Origin of the sequence: Paraburkholderia sp. BL27I4N3 (assembly GCF_003386115.1) — a bacterium.
In the GTDB taxonomy this organism is placed as follows: Bacteria; Pseudomonadota; Gammaproteobacteria; order Burkholderiales; family Burkholderiaceae; genus Paraburkholderia.
Genome location: NZ_QREJ01000001.1, coordinates 5,531,800 through 5,548,383, shown reverse-complemented (window position 1 = coordinate 5,548,383; position 16,584 = coordinate 5,531,800). Strand labels below are relative to the sequence as shown.

At 63.3% G+C, this 16,584-nt stretch carries 13 protein-coding genes; 9 read left to right on the top strand and 4 right to left on the bottom strand.

The features are described 5' to 3' along the window. Positions 1–175 precede the first annotated feature (175 nt). The 5 genes from B0G71_RS25245 to B0G71_RS25225 all read left to right on the top strand — a co-directional run bounded on the left by B0G71_RS25245 (position 176) and on the right by B0G71_RS25225 (position 7,352). Positions 176–3,811: a response regulator gene (locus B0G71_RS25245; RefSeq protein WP_116145109.1), complete on the top strand. Its 3,636-nt coding sequence runs from the start codon at positions 176–178 to the stop codon at positions 3,809–3,811. Between the two features lie 18 nt (positions 3,812–3,829). Continuing rightward, positions 3,830–4,675 (top strand): protein-glutamate O-methyltransferase CheR, encoded by an 846-nt coding sequence (locus B0G71_RS25240; protein WP_106278236.1) that lies wholly within the window; start codon positions 3,830–3,832, stop codon positions 4,673–4,675. 10 nt (positions 4,676–4,685) lie between these two features. After that, positions 4,686–5,300, top strand: coding sequence for a chemotaxis protein CheB (locus B0G71_RS25235; protein WP_116145107.1), 615 nt, complete (start codon positions 4,686–4,688; stop codon positions 5,298–5,300). Between the two features lie 9 nt (positions 5,301–5,309). Further along, positions 5,310–6,437, top strand: coding sequence for a hybrid sensor histidine kinase/response regulator (locus tag B0G71_RS25230; protein ID WP_106278232.1), 1,128 nt, complete (start codon positions 5,310–5,312; stop codon positions 6,435–6,437). A 96-nt stretch (positions 6,438–6,533) separates the two neighbouring features. After that, positions 6,534–7,352, top strand: coding sequence for a helix-turn-helix transcriptional regulator (locus B0G71_RS25225; RefSeq protein WP_116145105.1), 819 nt, complete (start codon positions 6,534–6,536; stop codon positions 7,350–7,352). Between the two features lie 108 nt (positions 7,353–7,460). Here the strand turns inward: B0G71_RS25225 and B0G71_RS25220 are convergent, their stop codons facing one another. Further along, positions 7,461–8,402, bottom strand: a complete 942-nt coding sequence (locus B0G71_RS25220; RefSeq protein WP_116145103.1) for a LysR family transcriptional regulator — start codon at positions 8,400–8,402, stop codon at positions 7,461–7,463. A gap of 226 nt (positions 8,403–8,628) precedes the next feature. Here B0G71_RS25220 and B0G71_RS25215 point away from each other — a divergent pair, with 226 nt between their 5' ends. Genes B0G71_RS25215 through B0G71_RS25205 form a run of 3 tightly spaced genes read left to right on the top strand, consistent with a single transcriptional unit; the run spans position 8,629 to position 11,661 of the window. Continuing rightward, positions 8,629–9,828 carry an amino acid aminotransferase gene (locus B0G71_RS25215; RefSeq protein WP_116145101.1) on the top strand — a complete coding sequence of 400 codons (1,200 nt, stop codon included), beginning with the start codon at positions 8,629–8,631 and terminating at the stop codon, positions 9,826–9,828. Positions 9,829–9,881: 53 nt separating this feature from the next. After that, positions 9,882–10,673 (top strand): class II aldolase/adducin family protein, encoded by a 792-nt coding sequence (locus tag B0G71_RS25210; RefSeq protein WP_116145100.1) that lies wholly within the window; start codon positions 9,882–9,884, stop codon positions 10,671–10,673. Positions 10,674–10,677: 4 nt separating this feature from the next. Next, positions 10,678–11,661 carry a 2-dehydropantoate 2-reductase gene (locus B0G71_RS25205; protein WP_116145098.1) on the top strand — a complete coding sequence of 328 codons (984 nt, stop codon included), beginning with the start codon at positions 10,678–10,680 and terminating at the stop codon, positions 11,659–11,661. A 57-nt stretch (positions 11,662–11,718) separates the two neighbouring features. Here the strand turns inward: B0G71_RS25205 and B0G71_RS25200 are convergent, their stop codons facing one another. The 3 genes from B0G71_RS25200 to B0G71_RS25190 all read right to left on the bottom strand — a co-directional run bounded on the left by B0G71_RS25200 (position 11,719) and on the right by B0G71_RS25190 (position 14,848). Beyond that, positions 11,719–11,910 carry a hypothetical protein gene (locus B0G71_RS25200; RefSeq protein WP_116145096.1) on the bottom strand — a complete coding sequence of 64 codons (192 nt, stop codon included), beginning with the start codon at positions 11,908–11,910 and terminating at the stop codon, positions 11,719–11,721. Positions 11,911–11,938: 28 nt separating this feature from the next. Next, positions 11,939–13,690 carry an FAD-dependent oxidoreductase gene (locus B0G71_RS25195; RefSeq protein WP_116145094.1) on the bottom strand — a complete coding sequence of 584 codons (1,752 nt, stop codon included), beginning with the start codon at positions 13,688–13,690 and terminating at the stop codon, positions 11,939–11,941. 171 nt (positions 13,691–13,861) lie between these two features. Beyond that, the gene (locus B0G71_RS25190; RefSeq protein WP_116145092.1) at positions 13,862–14,848 is read right to left on the bottom strand and encodes a LysR family transcriptional regulator; all 987 of its coding nucleotides are present in this window, start codon (positions 14,846–14,848) and stop codon (positions 13,862–13,864) included. 473 nt (positions 14,849–15,321) lie between these two features. On the opposite strand from B0G71_RS25190, the gene B0G71_RS25185 reads away from it, so the two are divergent. Continuing rightward, positions 15,322–16,485, top strand: a complete 1,164-nt coding sequence (locus B0G71_RS25185) for a porin (protein ID WP_116145090.1) — start codon at positions 15,322–15,324, stop codon at positions 16,483–16,485. The last annotated feature ends 99 nt before the right edge of the window (positions 16,486–16,584 follow it).

Sequence of the window (16,584 nt, the reverse complement as noted above, 5' to 3'; positions counted from 1 at the left end):
AGTTGCGTGAGTTTCGTACCGCCCCGTCCAGCAAGCCTAAACCCCCCGCGCGCACCTCTCAAAAACAAGCCCATCCTGTATGATTACGCGCGTCGCTTCGCGAGAGAAGGAATCACGCGAAATACCCGAAAAATATTCCGAATCGACTCGATTCGCCCCGCCGAAGACAGAAAAAATGACCGCATCCCAGGCCGTCGACCAGAATCGTTTTCGCAGCATTATTCGCCGCAATATCGCCTTGCCTCTGGGTGTCGGCCTGGTCACGATAGCCGTCTTCGTCGGACTGATTGCTTATCTGGTCTCGACCATGAACTGGGCCGAGCATTCCGAGCGCGTGATCGGCCGGGCCAATGAAATGCTGCGTCTCGCGGTCGATCGCGAATCGTCCATGCGAGGCTTCCTGATCACGGGCGACGAAACTTTCCTTACGCCTTACGAAACCGGCGGCCCGCGCTTCAAGACGCAGATCGAGGCCTTGCAGGCGATGGTTGCCGACAACCCGCCGCAAGTCGAAAAGCTCAAGCAGATCGAGGCGATCCAGCAACGCTGGAGCCGTTTTGCCGAAGAGATGATCGACGCGCGCCGTCGCAATCAGAACGTCGAGGGCGCTGTGGCTAGCGGGCGCGGCAAAATCGAATTCGACGAAACGCGCCGTGAATTCGGCGATTTTCTCGACGTCGAGTTGCGCCTGCGTCAGGAGCGCAGCGACGCCACGCGCCGCGTCACGACCACGCTGGTGAGCGTGTTCCTGCTCTTCAGCCTGGGCGTGAGCGGCCTGCTCGCATGGATGGGCCGCCGCGAATTGATGAGCCTGTCGACCACCTATGACGGCGTGCTGCGCCAGCAGGCCGAACAGACCGACATTCTGCAGGCGCAGGTGTGGCTGCGCTCCGGGCAGCGCCTCCTCGCTGAAAAGGTGGTCGGGCAGACTACCTCGCCGCTGGTCGGCCGCGCGATGCTCGACTTTCTCGCGCAATATCTGGACGCTGTCGTGGCCGCGCTCTATGTACGCGATAAACAACACGGCACGCTGCGGCGGATCGCGACCTACGGTTTTAGCCGCGACAACGAGCAGGCCGCCGCGCGCAATTTCGCCGAAGGCGAGACGCTGATAGGTCAGGCGGCTTTGGCGCGCCGCACGCTGGTCTTGCGCGACGTGCCGGCGGATTACGTGCAGGTGATGTCCGCGACCGGCAAGAGCGCGCCGAAGAACCTGTTCATCATGCCGATCGAAAACGACGGCCAGGTCAACGGCGTGGTCGAACTGGGCTTCATTCGCGAGCTGGGCGTGCGCGATCAGGAGTTCATGGAGCTGATCGCGAAGAGCATGGGCGATTTCGTCGAAGCCGCGTTGTATCGCGAGCGTCTGCAGGACGCGTTGGCCGAAACGCAGCAGTTGAACGAAGAACTGCAGGTGCAGCAGGAAGAATTGCGCGTCTCCAATGAAGGACTCGAAGAGCGCGGCCGCGCGCTGATGGAATCGCAGGCGCGTCTGGAAGCGCAGCAAGCGGAACTCGAACAGACCAATGTGCAGCTCGAAGAATACGCGCAGCGTCTCGAGCGGCAGAAGTCCGATCTTTTGCGCGCGCAGGACGATCTCGCGGCCAATGCGGCGCGCCTCGAACAGTCGAGCCGCTACAAGTCGGAGTTCCTCGCCAACATGTCGCACGAACTGCGCACGCCGCTGAACAGTTCGCTGATTCTCGCCAAGCTGTTGCAGCAGAACCGCACCGGCAATCTGACGGAAGAGCAGGTGCGCTACGCGGACACGATCCACGCGTCGAACAGCGACCTGCTGGTGCTGATCAACGACATTCTCGATCTGTCGAAGGTCGAAGCCGGGCAGGTGACGGTCGAACTCGAAACCGTATCGATCGACGCGACCCTGCAGGCGCTCGAGGAAACGTTCAAGCCATTGGCAGGCGCCAGGCATTTGAGCCTGGCGTTCGAGCGCTTGCCGGGCACGCCGGATACCTTCATCACCGACGGCCAGCGCGTCACGCAGATTCTGCGCAACCTGCTTTCGAACGCGGTGAAATTCACCGAACGCGGCGAGGTGGCGCTGTCCGTCGCGCCGGCCGAAGGCGGCATGCTGCGCATCGACGTGCGCGACTCCGGCATCGGCATCGCCGCCGACAAGCTGGACATGATTTTCGAGGCGTTCCAGCAGGCCGACGGTTCCACCAGCCGTCAATACGGCGGCAGCGGTCTCGGTCTGTCGATTTCGCGCGAGTTTTCGCGCTTGCTGGGCGGCCGGATCACCGTTGCCAGCGAAGTCGGCAAGGGCAGTGTGTTCACGCTGTGGTTGCCGCTCGATGCGGAGGCGGTGCTGAACGCGAGCCAGGACGCGCACCACGCAACGGCGCCGGCGTTTGCAGCGGCACATACATCGGCACAGACAGCGGCCGGTGCGCCGGCTGTGGCCGAGTCGCTGCTGGTGCGCCCATCTGCGGGCGGCAGCCAGCCCGGCGTGATCACGCCGGCCAACGGCCTGATTAACGGCTCAACCAACACATCAACCAACGGCTTAACCAGCGGCAACTCGTCCGAAACCACACACAACCCCACACACAACCCCACACACAACCCCACACACAACCCGATCGCCGACGACCGCGACAACCGCACGCGTGCCGGCCGTCTGATCGTCGCCGTGGAAGACGATCTCGCCTTCGCCGAAATCCTGCGCGATCTGACTCACGAACTCGACTTCGACTTCGTGCATGCGAGCAGTGCGGCCAGCGGTCTCGCCCTCGTGCGCGACATGCGCCCGGCCGCTGTGCTGCTCGACGTCGGCTTGCCGGACCGTTCCGGCCTGACCGTGCTGGAGTGGCTGAAGAACGATCCGCTCACGCGTCACATTCCGATCCATATCGTCTCGGCTACCGATCACGCCGACAAGGCGCTGCACCTCGGCGCGATCGGCTACACGCTCAAGCCGACCGCGCGCAGCACGATGGAAGCCGCGATCCGCCGCCTCGAAGCGCGTCTGCAACAGCGCCTCAAACGCGTGCTCGTGATCGAGGACGACACGCCGATGCGCGAAAGCATCCGCGCATTGCTGCAAAGCGAAAACACCGAGATCGTTGCTGTCGCAACCTTGGCCGAGGCATTGGAATATCTGGCGAAGTTCAGCTTCGACTGCGTGGTGACCGATCTCGCGCTGCCCGACGGCACCGGCTACGATCTGCTCGAACGGCTCGCCGCGAACACCGCGCATGCCGCGCTGCCGGTGATCGTCTACACAGGCCGCATGCTGTCCGACGAGGAAGAGCATCGTCTGCGCCGCTATTCGAAATCGATCATCATCAAGGGCGCGAAGTCGCCCGAGCGCCTGCTCGACGAAGTGACGCTGTTCCTGCACAGCGTGGAGTCGTCGCTCGCGCCGGAGCAGCAGCGCATGCTGCGCACCGTGCGTCAGCGCGACAATGCCTTCGAGGGCCGCACGATCCTGCTGGCCGAAGACGACGTCCGCAATATTTTCGCGCTCTCGCACGTGCTGGAGCCGCTCGGTGCGAAACTGCAGATAGCGCGCAACGGCCGTGAAGCGCTCGAAGCGCTGGAAAACGGCCCTGAAGTGCATCTGATCCTGATGGACATCATGATGCCGGAGATGGACGGGCTGACCGCGATGGGCGAGATTCGCCGCAATCCGCGCTTTGCGCATCTGCCGATCATCGCGCTGACGGCGAAGGCCATGGCGAACGACCGCACGCGCTGCCTCGAAGCCGGCGCGGACGACTATGTCTCGAAGCCGATCGACGTGGACAAGCTGGTCGCGTTGTGCCGGGTCTGGTTGCGCCAACGGTAAAAGGAACACGAGAACACGATGAGTCAGTCCGAATTCGACGCACCGCAACGCATGAGCGACTTCGACATCGAGTTGAAGCTGCTGCTGGAGGCGGTCTACCTCAAGTATCAGCACGACTTCCGCCACTACGCGATGTCGTCGCTGCGCCGCCGGCTGTCGCAGGCGCTCGAGGAATTCGGACTGAAGACGCTGTCGCAGCTGCAGGACCGCATCATGCGCAACGGCGACGAGTTCTCGCGGCTGTTCCAGTACCTCACGGTGCAGGTCAGCGAGATGTTTCGCGACCCGGCGTATTTTCTCGCGCTGCGCGAACACGTGCTGCCGCGTCTGCGCACCTATCCGTCGATCAAGGTGTGGGTGGCGGGGTGCAGCACGGGCGAGGAACTCTGGTCGCTGAAAATTCTCTTCGACGAGGAAGGGCTGACCGAACGCACCTTGTTCTACGCGACCGACATCAACCCGGACGCGCTCGCGCGCGCCGAGTCCGGCATCTACGCGCTGGACCGGATTCAGGGCTTCACGCAAAACTATCTGGCGGCCGGCGGCAAGCGTTCGCTGTCCGACTACTATCATGCGGCGTATGGCGGCGCGCGCTTTGCGGGCTCACTGAAAGAGCGCGTGGTGTTCGCCGACCACAGCCTGTCCACCGACGAAGTCTTTCTCGAAGCGCACCTGGTGTCGTGCCGCAACGTGCTGATCTATTTCGACCGCGGCTTGCAGGATCGCGCGCTCGGTCTGTTCGAAAACGCGCTGGTGCGGCGCGGATTTCTCGGTTTGGGCAGCAAGGAAAGTTTGCGGTTTTCCAGCCACTACGAAGCGTTCGACGAATTCCGTCCGAGCGAACGCATTTACCAGAAGCGCTAGCACGCTCACCATGCCACGCTCAACTGTCCAGCCAGATGTCGATGCCGAAGCGGCGCGCGGCTATGAGCTCGTCGTGATCGGCGGCTCGGCGGGCGGCATCGAAGTGCTGAATGTGCTGCTCAGCGCGCTGCCCGCGGGCTTTGCGCCGGCCGTGATGATCGTCACGCACCTGCCGCCCGATCCGCGCAGTTATCTGGTGGATGCGTTCGCGCATCGCTGCGCGTTGCCGGTGCTCGAGCCCGATGCGGGCGAGCGCATCATGCCGGGGCGCGTGCACATCGCGCCGCCGGGCTATCACATGCTGGTGGAGGTGGACCGCACCGTCGCGTTATCGACCGACGCCGCCGTGCGCTTTTCGCGTCCCTCGATCGACGTGCTGTTCGAATCGGCGGCCGCCGTATATGGCGAACGCCTGCTCGCGCTCCTGCTGTCCGGCGCCAACGACGACGGCGCGCAAGGCCTGGAGCGCGTGCGCGCGCTGGGCGGCACGAGCTGGGTGCAGGCGCCCGACACCGCTGTTTCCCCCGAAATGCCGCGCGCCGCGATTGAACGCGGCGCGGCGGATTTTATCTACACTCCCGAAACCATGGCCCGGCGGCTTGCTGCATTGCCGGCCTCTTTCTGACGCGATGCCATGACGAACTCACCCGTGAACATTCTGATCGTCGACGACATCGTTCACAACATCACGGCGCTCGAAGCTTTGCTGGCCCGGCCGGATCTCGCCGTGCTGGTGGCCGACTCGGGCACGGCGGCGCTCGACCTGCTGCTCAAGCACGAAGTCGCGCTGGCGATTCTCGACGTCAACATGCCCGGCATGAACGGCTTCGAACTGGCTGCGCTGATGCGTGGCAGCCCGCGCACCTCGCACGTGCCGATCATCTTTCTGACGGCAACCGCGCAGGACGCGTCGCGCACGTTCCGCGGCTATGAGGCGGGCGCGGTCGACTTTCTCTACAAGCCATTCGATCCGCGGATTCTGCAATCCAAGGTCGACGTGTTCGTGCAGCTCGAACAGCAGAAGCGTCAACTCGCGGCGCAACTCGTCACTACGCGGCAAATGCTCGAAGCCAACGAAATGCTGATGGCCGTGCTCAGTCACGATCTGCGCACGCCGCTCGGCGCGGTGCTGGCGTCGGCAGAGTATCTGATGCGCACGGCGGCCGACGAACAGTCGGCGACGGTGGCCGCGCGTGTGAAGAACAGTTCGCTGCGGATGGCGCGCATGGTCGACCAGCTGCTCAATCTCGCGCGTTTGCAAGGCGGGCGCCTGCCGCTGCAGCCGCGCTCGATCGAACTGGCGACGCTGTGCCGCTCGGTGATCGACGAATTCGCGTCGCGCGAGAACGGCAAGCAGATCGTGTTCGCGAGCCGCGGCAATACGTCGGGCGCGTGGGACACCGATCTCGTCTGGCAAGCCGTGTCGAATCTGGTGAGCAATGCGCTGCATCATGGCGCGCCGGGTGGCGATATCGGCGTCGAGGTGGATGGCGAGGCGGTCGAGTGCGTGCGTCTGAAAGTCGCCAATCGCGGTACGATTCCGGCCGAGGTGTTTCCGCATCTGTTCAAGGCGTTCGGCCCGAACAACAGCGGTGCGCGCTCGCGCGAAGGGTTGGGCTTGGGCCTGCATATCGTGCAGGAAATCGCGCGCATGCACGGCGGCAACGTCAGCGTGAACTCCGACGAAGCCGTGGGCACGGTCTTTACGATCGAGTTGCCGAGAATGGTGACGTTCCAGCGCGGATCGTTTACGGGGAAGTAACGGCGCGGCGCTGCGCCGTTAGTGAGGAACGTGCCGCATGTGCCGCTGTGCTACGCTTGCCGAACCGAACTACCGCACGGCGACCGGACTTCCATCATGCGTTCATGGCGCATTTCTCCACCGCATGGCAACGAACAGATCAGCACTGCGCGCGCAACCGAGCTGGTCATGTCGATTTCGCATGGGGATGCCGACGCGCTCGCAGCCAGCATTTTGAAAACCGTCGGCGATACGCTGCCGGTTTCGCAGTGCACCATCTTCGCCTATGAATTCGACGCGAGGCCGCGCACGGTTTCCGCCGCCGATCATCGCGGTGGCCGCTTTCTGCGCGACGTCGCCGATCGCTACGCCACGCATTTCTATGCGCTCGACGGCAATCGCGAGATCATCGGGCGGCCGCACGACAAACCGGCGCGCGACGCGCTGGTGCTGCATCAGCAGCAAAGCGAAGAGATCGAAAACGAAGCTTACCGCGCGGCCTGTTATGCGCAGCCGAACGTGTCCGACCGGCTGTCGCTGCTCGTGCAGCCCATGGAAAGCGTCTGGCTGTCGATCAATCTGTATCGCGACCGCGCCTATGGCGTGTTTCAGCCGGGCGAACTGGAACGCGTGGAAAGTCTCGCGCCCTTGTTCGCACATGCGGCGAAGGGCCATTACGCGTTAAATGGACAACATCAGCAGGGCTCGGCGGCGGCGATGCTGGCGCGGGTCAGGCGCGCTTGCCCGGCGCTCACGTCGCGCGAACTCGACGTGCTGCGCGGCACGCTCGAAGGCGCCGGCGCCGCTGAAATCGCGGTGCGGATGGGCGTCAAGCCGGCGAGTGTGATTACCTATCAGAGACGCGCTTACGCGCGGCTCGGCATCTCGAGCCAGAGACAGTTGTTCGCGTTGTGCATGACGCCCGAACTGGCTTGATCCGGAAACGGAGCGCGGCCGGCTTGCGCGTTTTAGGTTAAGCCGGTGCGGCCGACACTGTCTCTTGAGCGCAACCACCCCGCAGCGCAGCTACCACGCAGCTACCAATTACGCACGCTTGCCGCGTGCCTCCGCCTGCGTCTCGCGATCCCAGCGCTTTAACCACGGCATGATGAAGTCCGCAAAACCGTCGGCGGGCGGCGACAGCGCGCGTTCCGTGGAGCGATACACGCACACCTCGCGGATCGTTTCGGGATCGACGATACGCTTCATCACCAGCCCGAAGGTGCGCGCCAACGGCGCGACGTAGGCCGGCGCGAGCGTGATGGCCAGCCCTTGTGAGGCGAGGCCGAACGCCGTGGTGACGTTGTCCACCACGTCCACGGGAATGATGCGGGCTTCCGCCGGCAGATTGGCCAGCATTTGCCCGACCGCGCGTTCGTGGTCGCGGCCGGTGGCGACGATCGGCACGCCGCGCAAATGCGGCCACTGCACACGGCGGCGCGCGTTCAACGGATGGGTCGGCGCGCACCACATGACCCACGGACTCGCGAATGCCGGATCGCAACGCACGCGCGTGCCGCTTTGCCGGTCGGGTCCGATCGCGAGATCCACGTCGCCGCTTTCCACGCGCTCCACCAGCTGCTCGACCACGGTATCGCAAATGCGCACGACCACCTTCGGCTTGTCGCGCGCATATTCGGCGATGGCCGCGGGCAGCGCCGTCGCCGCCAGCACCAGCGGCGCGCCGATCCGCACGATGCCGGCGGCGCGGTTGCGGATATCGTCGGCGGATTGCGCGGCGGCGCGCACGTGCCGCAGCACCGATTCCGCCGACGCCAGAAAATCCTGCCCCGCGCTCGACAGATTCACGCGCCGCGTGGTGCGGTCGAAGAGGCGGAAGCCGAGTTCCGTTTCGAGGTCGGCGAGCAACTGGCTGACCGCCGACGAAGTCAGGCCGAGCCGGTCCGCCGCGGCGCCGATGCTATGCAGATCGACGATGGCGAGAAACGCTTCGAACTGGCGGATGGTGACGCGTGTGAGTGGCATTGGGCAATTCTAAAGAAAAACTAACGAATCGTGAAAAATCCATTGATTGTGCAGCGTGCAGCATGCGCGGAGACTTGTCTTAATCGACGCGCCCGGCCAAACCCGCTTAGACTCCCGTCTCGCCAGTCTGAGTCAGGCCGGTTCACGTGGGCTGGCGTTTTGCCACGCGCCCGCCATACCAGGCGCCACACCGAGACCGCGCTGCGGCCACATTCAAGGAATTGCCATGTTCGACCACATTCCCGCGTATCCAGGCGACCCGATTCTGAGCCTGAACGAAGACTTCCAACTCGACCCGCGCACCAGCAAAGTCAATCTGAGCATCGGCATCTATTTTGACGACGCCGGCAAGCTGCCCGTCATGGATGCCGTGCGCCGCGCCGAAACCGCGCTGCTCGATTCGATCGGCCCACGCTCCTATCTGCCCATGGCCGGCCTGCCGCTCTATCGCGATACGGCTCAAGCACTTGTATTCGGCGCGGATAGCGAGGCGCGCAAGGCGGGGCGGATCGCGACGCTGCAAACCATCGGCGGCTCGGGCGCACTCAAGGTGGGCGCCGATTTCCTGAAACGTTATTTCCCCGGCTCGCAGATCTGGATCAGCGACCCCAGCTGGGAAAACCATCGCGTCGTGTTCGAAGGCGCGGGGCTGACGGTCAACACCTATCCGTATTACGACGAACACACTGGCGGCTTGCGTTTCGCCGACATGATCGAAACGATCGGCCGCTTACCCGAACAGAGCGTCGTGCTGCTGCACGCGTGCTGCCACAACCCGACCGGCGTCGATCTGAGCCCGGCGCAATGGGCCGAGCTGGTGCCGGTCTTGCAGCGCCGCAAGCTGATCGCATTTGTCGATATGGCTTATCAGGGTTTCGGCGCCGGTCTCGAAGAAGACGCCGCTTGCGTGCGTCTGCTGGCCGACGCGGGCATACCGTTGATCGCCGCCAATTCGTTCTCGAAGAATTTCTCGCTGTATGGCGAGCGGGTCGGTGCGCTGAGCGTGGTCTGCAAGAGCGCGGAAGAGGCCGGCCGCGTGCTGGGCCAATTGATGTCGACGGTGCGCGCGAACTACAGCAATCCGCCGACGCACGGCGCGCGGCTCGTCGCCAACGTGCTCGCGGATGCCTCGTTGCGCGCTTCGTGGGAAGCGGAACTCGCCACCATGCGCGAACGGATTCTCGCCATGCGCGGCACGATACACGCCGGACTCGCGGGCCGTGTGGATGAAGTGATGCGCGCGCGCTACGTCGCGCAGCGCGGCATGTTCACCTATACGGGCTTGAGCGAAAGCCAGGTGGAGCGTTTGCGCAGCGAATACGCGGTGTATGTGCTGCGCTCTGGGCGCATGTGCGTGGCCGGTCTGAACGAACGCAACGCGGAATATGTGGCGGCGTCGATCGCGGCCGTGGTGTCGGGCGCGTAAGCACGGCTTTTCGAGCAACAGAACGATAACAGCGGTCGACAAGGGAGACCCATATGACCACCCTCGATATACCAGCGCCGACGGCGCCGAAGGCTCACGCGATGCATCCGGACGAATGGCATGCGCGTGTGCAGCTTGCCGCGTGCTACCGGATCTTCGACATGCTCGGCTGGACCGAGATGATCTACAACCACATCACGCTGCGCATTCCCGCCAGCGTGAGCGGCGGCGAGCGGCAGTTCCTGATCAATCCGTTCGGGCTGCACTATAGCGAAGTGACCGCGAGCAATCTCGTGAAGATCGATGCACAGGGTCGCGTGCTCGATCACTCGCCGTATCCGGTGAATCCGGCCGGCTTCGTCGTGCATGCGGCGATTCACGAAGGCTTGCCCGACGCCCACTGCGTGATGCATACGCACACCACCGCGGGCGTCGCCGTGGCCTGTCTGGAAGACGGTCTGCAGCAGACCAACTTCTACAGCGCGCAATTGCACGACCGCATTGCGTATCACGACTTCGAGGGCATCACCGTGCACGCGGAAGAAGGTCCGCGTCTGCTGGAGCACATCGGCAACCGGCAGGCGGTGATCTTGCGCAACCATGGGCTGCTTGCGTGGGGCCACACCTTGCCGCAAACTTTCGCGGTTCTGTGGACGCTCAACCGCGCCTGCGAAATCCAGATGGCGACGTTTGCGATGGGCCGCGCGCGGCCGGTGCCGGAAGATGTCGCGATTCGCTGCTCGCGCGACGCGCTGCAGTTCGATCCGCGTCACGGCGCGGGGCAGGACGTGTTCGACGCGTTGGTGCGGCGAGTGGACCGCATCGACGCCAGTTATAAGGATTGAAACGATGAAAGTAGCAATCTACGGCGCGGGCGCGATCGGCGGCTGGATGGGCGCAAAGCTCGCCCAGGCCGGCCACGACGTGAGCGTGGTGGCGCGCGGCGAGACGCTGAACGCGCTGCGCGAGCACGGCTTGCGTTTGATCGAAGGCGGCGCGACGCATGCCGTGAAAGTGAACGCGAGCGAGAAGCCCGCGGACCTCGGCGTGCAGGATCTCGTCGTGGTCGCCGTCAAGGGTCCGGCGATGGCATCGGTGGCTGCGCGGATCGCGCCGCTGCTTGGCGCGCAAACCATCGTCTTGACGGCGATGAACGGCGTACCCTGGTGGTTCTGCGACGGACTCGGCGCGGACTTCGCCGGCAAGCGCCTGAAGTCGATCGATCCGGACGGCGCGATTGCCGCCGCGATTCCGTCTGCGCAAACGGTGGGCTGCGTGGTGCACGCCAGTTGCCTTGTCGAAGCGCCGGGCGTCATCCGGCATCATCAGGGTAACGGGCTGATTATCGGCGAGGCGTCGGGACAGGCGAGCGAGCGTGTCGCGGCGCTCACGGCCACGCTCGCGGCGGCTGGCTTCAATGCGTCGGCGTCCGCGCAGATTCAGCGCGACGTCTGGTACAAGCTGTGGGGCAATATGACGATGAATCCGATCAGCGCGATCACCGGCGCCACCACCGACCGGATTCTCAGCGACGAGCTGGCGCGCAACTTCGTCACGAGCATCATGCTGGAGGCCAAGGAAATCGGCGCGCGCTTCGGCATTCCGATCGATCAGGAGCCGGCGGATCGCCACGAGGTCACGCTGAAACTCGGCGCGATGAAAACCTCGATGCTGCAGGACGTGCAGGCGGGTAAAGCGGTCGAGCTCGACGCGCTGGTGGCCGCGGTGCGCGAACTGGGACAGCTGACAGGCGTCGCTACGCCGTATACGGATGCGTTGCTCGGTCTCGCGCGCCTGCATGCGAGCACGCTGGGTTTGTATCCGAAGCAGTAACACTGCCGTCAAGGAAAAGCCGCCGCGCCATGTCAGGCGCGGCGGCTTTTTTACGCTTTATGCCGTCACCGCAGTCGAAACCGGCAGCCGTGCCGCTTCGATCAGCGACAACGCGAGCTGCGGGTTGTCGAGTTCGGTCAGGCACAGCATCGCGAGGCGGGCCAGATATAGCGGCGCCTGCGCTTCGCCTTCGTTCGTGAGGGTCTTGCAGAGCGTCGTATAGACGAGGTCGAGATCGCTATCGGTCATGATGTTTGTCTCCTTTATATTAGATGTATTAGATCGTCAGCGCCGCGCCGATGGCGCGCTGCGTGGCCGCTGCGCTGCCGTCGCGCCAGCGGGCGAGTACATGGCCATCGGGCCGAACCAGATAGACCGTGCCGGGCGTGGCGTCGAGCATGTCGTGCAAACGGCCGGTGTGATCGATCACGTTTGAGCTCGGGACGTTTTGCGTGTCGTCCCTGACCAGCTTGACGGTTTTGAAGGGGATACGTTGTTCGGCCAGCGTGTCTTGCAACTGCTGCCACGCTGTGTCTTGCGCGGAGTCGTCGTTCGCGTTCGCACCGAAGCGCAGCGCGGTGAAGCAAGCTCCGAGCAGATCCGTCAGATGGATATCGACAAAGACGCCTTGGTCCCTGCGTTTGAGTCTGCATTCCGGAAGCACAGTACCGGGCGCCGGCCCTTGCGCGAAAGCGTCGCTTGCGTCACCCGCGGTTTCGTTCAGCGGCGACTGCGCGTAGGCAATCGCGTGCGTCTGCCGCGGGTTGATCAACGGACGCACCGCCGCATGATGCTCGGCGAGACCGAGCACGGCCTGGCGCATCAGGTCGAAAGCAAACGAGGGCGGCGCCATGAACTCCGTGCTCTTCATGCCGTAGCTCAGGTTCTCGCGCGCGGCGAACACGCGCTCGTCGCTGTAGCTGTCCAGCAGACGCGGCGATGCCACGCCGTTCACCACGCAGGCCAGTTTCCAGCCGAGGTTGTCCGCGTCGTCGATGCCGGAATTGGCGCCGCGCACGCCGAAAATCGGCACGAGATGCGCGGCGTCGCCCGCGAACAGCACCGCGCCATGCCGGTAGCGTTCGAGCGTCAAGGCGTTAGCCTTATAGACGGTGATCCAGATCGGCGACCACGCGCCGGTTTCGCCCATCGAATCGAGCACGCTCTGCACGCGCGGCATGACGTTCTCGGGTTGCACGGCGGCTTCCGGGTCTTCGTCGTCGCGAAGCTGGTAGTCGATGCGCCAGACGTTGTCGGGCTGCTTGTGTACCAGCACCGTCGAGCCGGGATTGGACGGCGGATCGAAATAGGCGAGGCGTTCGGTGGCGCGCGCGCTGGCCAGTTCGATATCCACGATCACGTAACGGCCTTCGTACGTCGTGCCGGTGAGCTTGAGGCCGAGCGCCTCGCGAATCGTGCTCCGGCCGCCGTCGCAGGCCACCACCCAGTCGGCGTCCATCTGCCATGCGGTGTCGCCGGTGCGCAGGGCGAGCGTCGCGCCGGCCGTGCCTTCCGGATTCTCGCGGCCGCCTTCGGCCGCGTGGTGCTCGATGCCGGTCACGCGCGTCTGCCAGCGGATCTCGATCAGATCCGCATGCCGTTCTATCTCGTCGAGCAGCAACTGCTCGATCTGATATTGCGCGATGTTGATCATCGGCGGCAGCGATTGCTCGTCGTCCTGATGCATGGCGAAGCGGAACACTTCGGTGTCGCGATAGAAGCTGCGACCGCCGGTCCACGGCAAGCCTTTTTGCAGGAAGCCTTGCACGACGCCGAGTCGCTTGAAGATTTCCAGACTGCGCCGCGAGATACAGATCGCGCGGCTGCCGGTGCAGACGCTGTCGTCGGCTTCGATCAGCACCGAGCGCACGCCCTGGCGAGCCAGCGCGAGCGCCAGCGTCATGCCGACCGGCCCGCCGCCGACAATCGCCACGGACCGCCTGACCGGATCGCGCCCGTCGACGAGCGGCGGCGCCACGCCTTCATAGTGACGCGGCGAAAACGGATAGGGTTTGAAGGGGCGGCTCATGCGTGTCTCCTGGAGCTTCGATGCCGGAAATCGACCGCCGGGGCTGGTTAGCTCTTCGAGGCGGTGCGAATCGATAGCGAAGTATGAAGGAGGGTGCGCGCGTGGCTGTCCTCATTTTGGGTACAGCGGCGCGGGGAAAACCCTGCCGCCGGAGCGAGCTTGCCAGGCCACTCACGAAGGCTGCTTGCCTGGCGCCCGCGAGTCGCGCGGACTCTGTGCGGGATACTTGCCGACTGAAGCCATGGAAGTCAAACGATCGGCATTGGTGCGAAACCACTCGATCGAAAAGTCGACGAACGAACGGGTCTTCGCGGAGATGTGCCGACGATTCGCGTACACGAGTGCCAACTCCTTGTCGGCATTCGTGATGTGGAAGTCCGGCATGATCTGTACGAGCGCGCCGTTGCCCAGATCGGCCAGTACATGATTCTCGGGCAGCACCGCGATTCCCATGCCCGCCAGTGTGGCCTGCCGCAGCATGGAGGCATTGTTCACTACCAGCGCGGCGGAGAGCGTGACGCGCCTTTCGCGCTGATCGGGTGAAACGAAGACCCAGTCACCGTCGTGCGAAGCCGAGCTGAGAGCAAGAAGCGTGTGGGCGGCCAGATCCGCCGGCCGCGACGGAATGCCTTTGCCGGCGAGATAACCGGGCGATGCGACGGCAATGGGACGGACGCTCAGCAAGGAGCGTTTGACCAACGTGGTGCCGCTGATCTGTTTCGGCAATACGATGCCGACATCGAAACCTTCTTTCACGAAATCGACGTGCTGGTGCAGGAGTGTCAGGGAGAGTCTGACGTTCGGATACTCCCGCAGATATTCCTGCAGCAACGGCGTCAGACTGGATAGCGAGAAGGACGCTCCGGCCGCGACCCGCAGCGTGCCGGACGGCTCGGTCGTGGCGCGGAGCACCACCGTTTCTATCTGCTCAATTTCGTCGAGTACGTTGCGGCACCCCTTCAGATAGATCTCGCCCTCTTCGGTCAAGGAGAGGCCGCGCGTATTGCGGTTCACGAGCCGTGTATTGAGGTGGGTTTCGAGTTGATCGAGGTAGCGCGTGGCCATGGCATTCGAGATGCCAAGATGAGCCGCGGCCTGCCCGAATGACATCGTTTCGGCGATGTTGATAAATACTCGCATAGCCTGAAGCTGATTCATGATATCACCAACGATAAAGACGATAGTATTTTCCGGAAGATTCAGGGTGGTAACGGTTAATAAAGGTGAATGGCGGGCCTCGAATGGTAGTTTGCAGATTTGTAAAATGACAATTTAATTGGTCATCCACGGTATCGGCATTTCTTTCTCAAAAATAGACGGTGTTTTTTGCTGTTGGCGTGCCGCAACGATCTGGTCGCGATATCGGAGAGACTCCATCGGTTCGGAATTTGATGAATATCCCTAGACGCGGGATTTTCATTTAATTCGAAACGTTGTCTCAAATAAAATCAAAAATACTTTTTCGTTATTTAGCGCCTTACGACTGCGGCCCACGTTTTAAGATTCCAGTTGCACACAGGGTCTTTTCGATTCGGAATTATATGCAGTTCCGGGCGGGTGCATTGTGGTTGCGGCAGATTTTATTCTCAAGTCCGCAGCCGAGTTTTAAGATTAAATGCCAAGGTATTCAAATGAAAAAAATCATCACCGCCGCCGCCGTGTCCGCCACTTTTGCGTGCGCGGCGCACGCCCAGAGCAGCGTCACGCTATACGGCATTGTTGACGCCGGTTTGACGTATGTGAGCAATGAAGTCAGCAGGGATTCCACGGTGACGTCCGACGGGCGTGTCACGAATGGCAAGGCCATGGTCGGCATGACCGGCGGCAACGTTCAGGCGAGCCGCTGGGGGCTGCGCGGTGTCGAGGATCTCGGCGGCGGACTGGCGGCGGTCTTCAATCTGGAAAGCGGATTCAACATCGCAAACGGCACCCAGACGGTGCCCAACACGCTGTTCAACCGTCAGGCATATGTCGGATTGTCGAACGCCTACGGCACGGTCTCTTTCGGACGCCAGTACGACTCCGTGGTCGACTATCTCGCGCCGTTGACCGCGGCCGGCAGTTGGGGCGGCACGTATTTCGCGCATCGCGGCGACAACGATAACGCCAACTCCTCGATCAGCGTCAACAACTCGGTCAAGTTCAAGAGCGCGAACTACGACGGCTTTTCCATGAGCGGCCTGTACGGCTTCTCGAACAACGCGGGCTTTGCCGACAACCGGGCGTACAGCGTCGGCGCGGGGTACCGCAACGGTGGCTTGCAACTGGGTGCGGCCTATCTACAGTACCAGGGCATCGACCTGAATCAGAACAATGGCGCTATCACAGGCGGCACTTTCGCGGCATCGGCGGTCAGCGGCGTTCAGAATCAACGCACCTGGGGCCTTGGCGGAAGCTATGCGTTCGGTCCGTTCCTGCTCGGGACCGTATTCACGCAGAGCCGCTTCCAGGACAAGTTCTCGGATATCTCGGTTCGCTACAACAACTACGAGGTCAACGCGCGCTACACCATGACGCCGGAGTTGGCGCTGGGTGCGGCCTACACCTATACGCAGGCGCTGCGCGCGGCGCCGGGCACCACCGACACGAATACCGGCGCGGCCCACTGGAATCAGTTCGGCCTGCAGGCCGACTATTCGCTGTCCAAGCGTACTGATGTCTACGCTGAAGCCGTCACGCAACTTGGCGCCAACAACGGACGCGGGCTGAACAGCGTGCAGATCAACGGCACTTCGGCGCCGTCGACGGCCCGCAATCAATATCTGATGACGACCGGCATCCGTCACCGGTTCTGACCTCGCGGCAGTTTCTATCGCGCCGGGCCGAGGCCGCCGAGCCTCCTGTCAAGAGGGGGCGGTCTGCCGTCATCGCAATGGGTCGGCATATCACAGCCG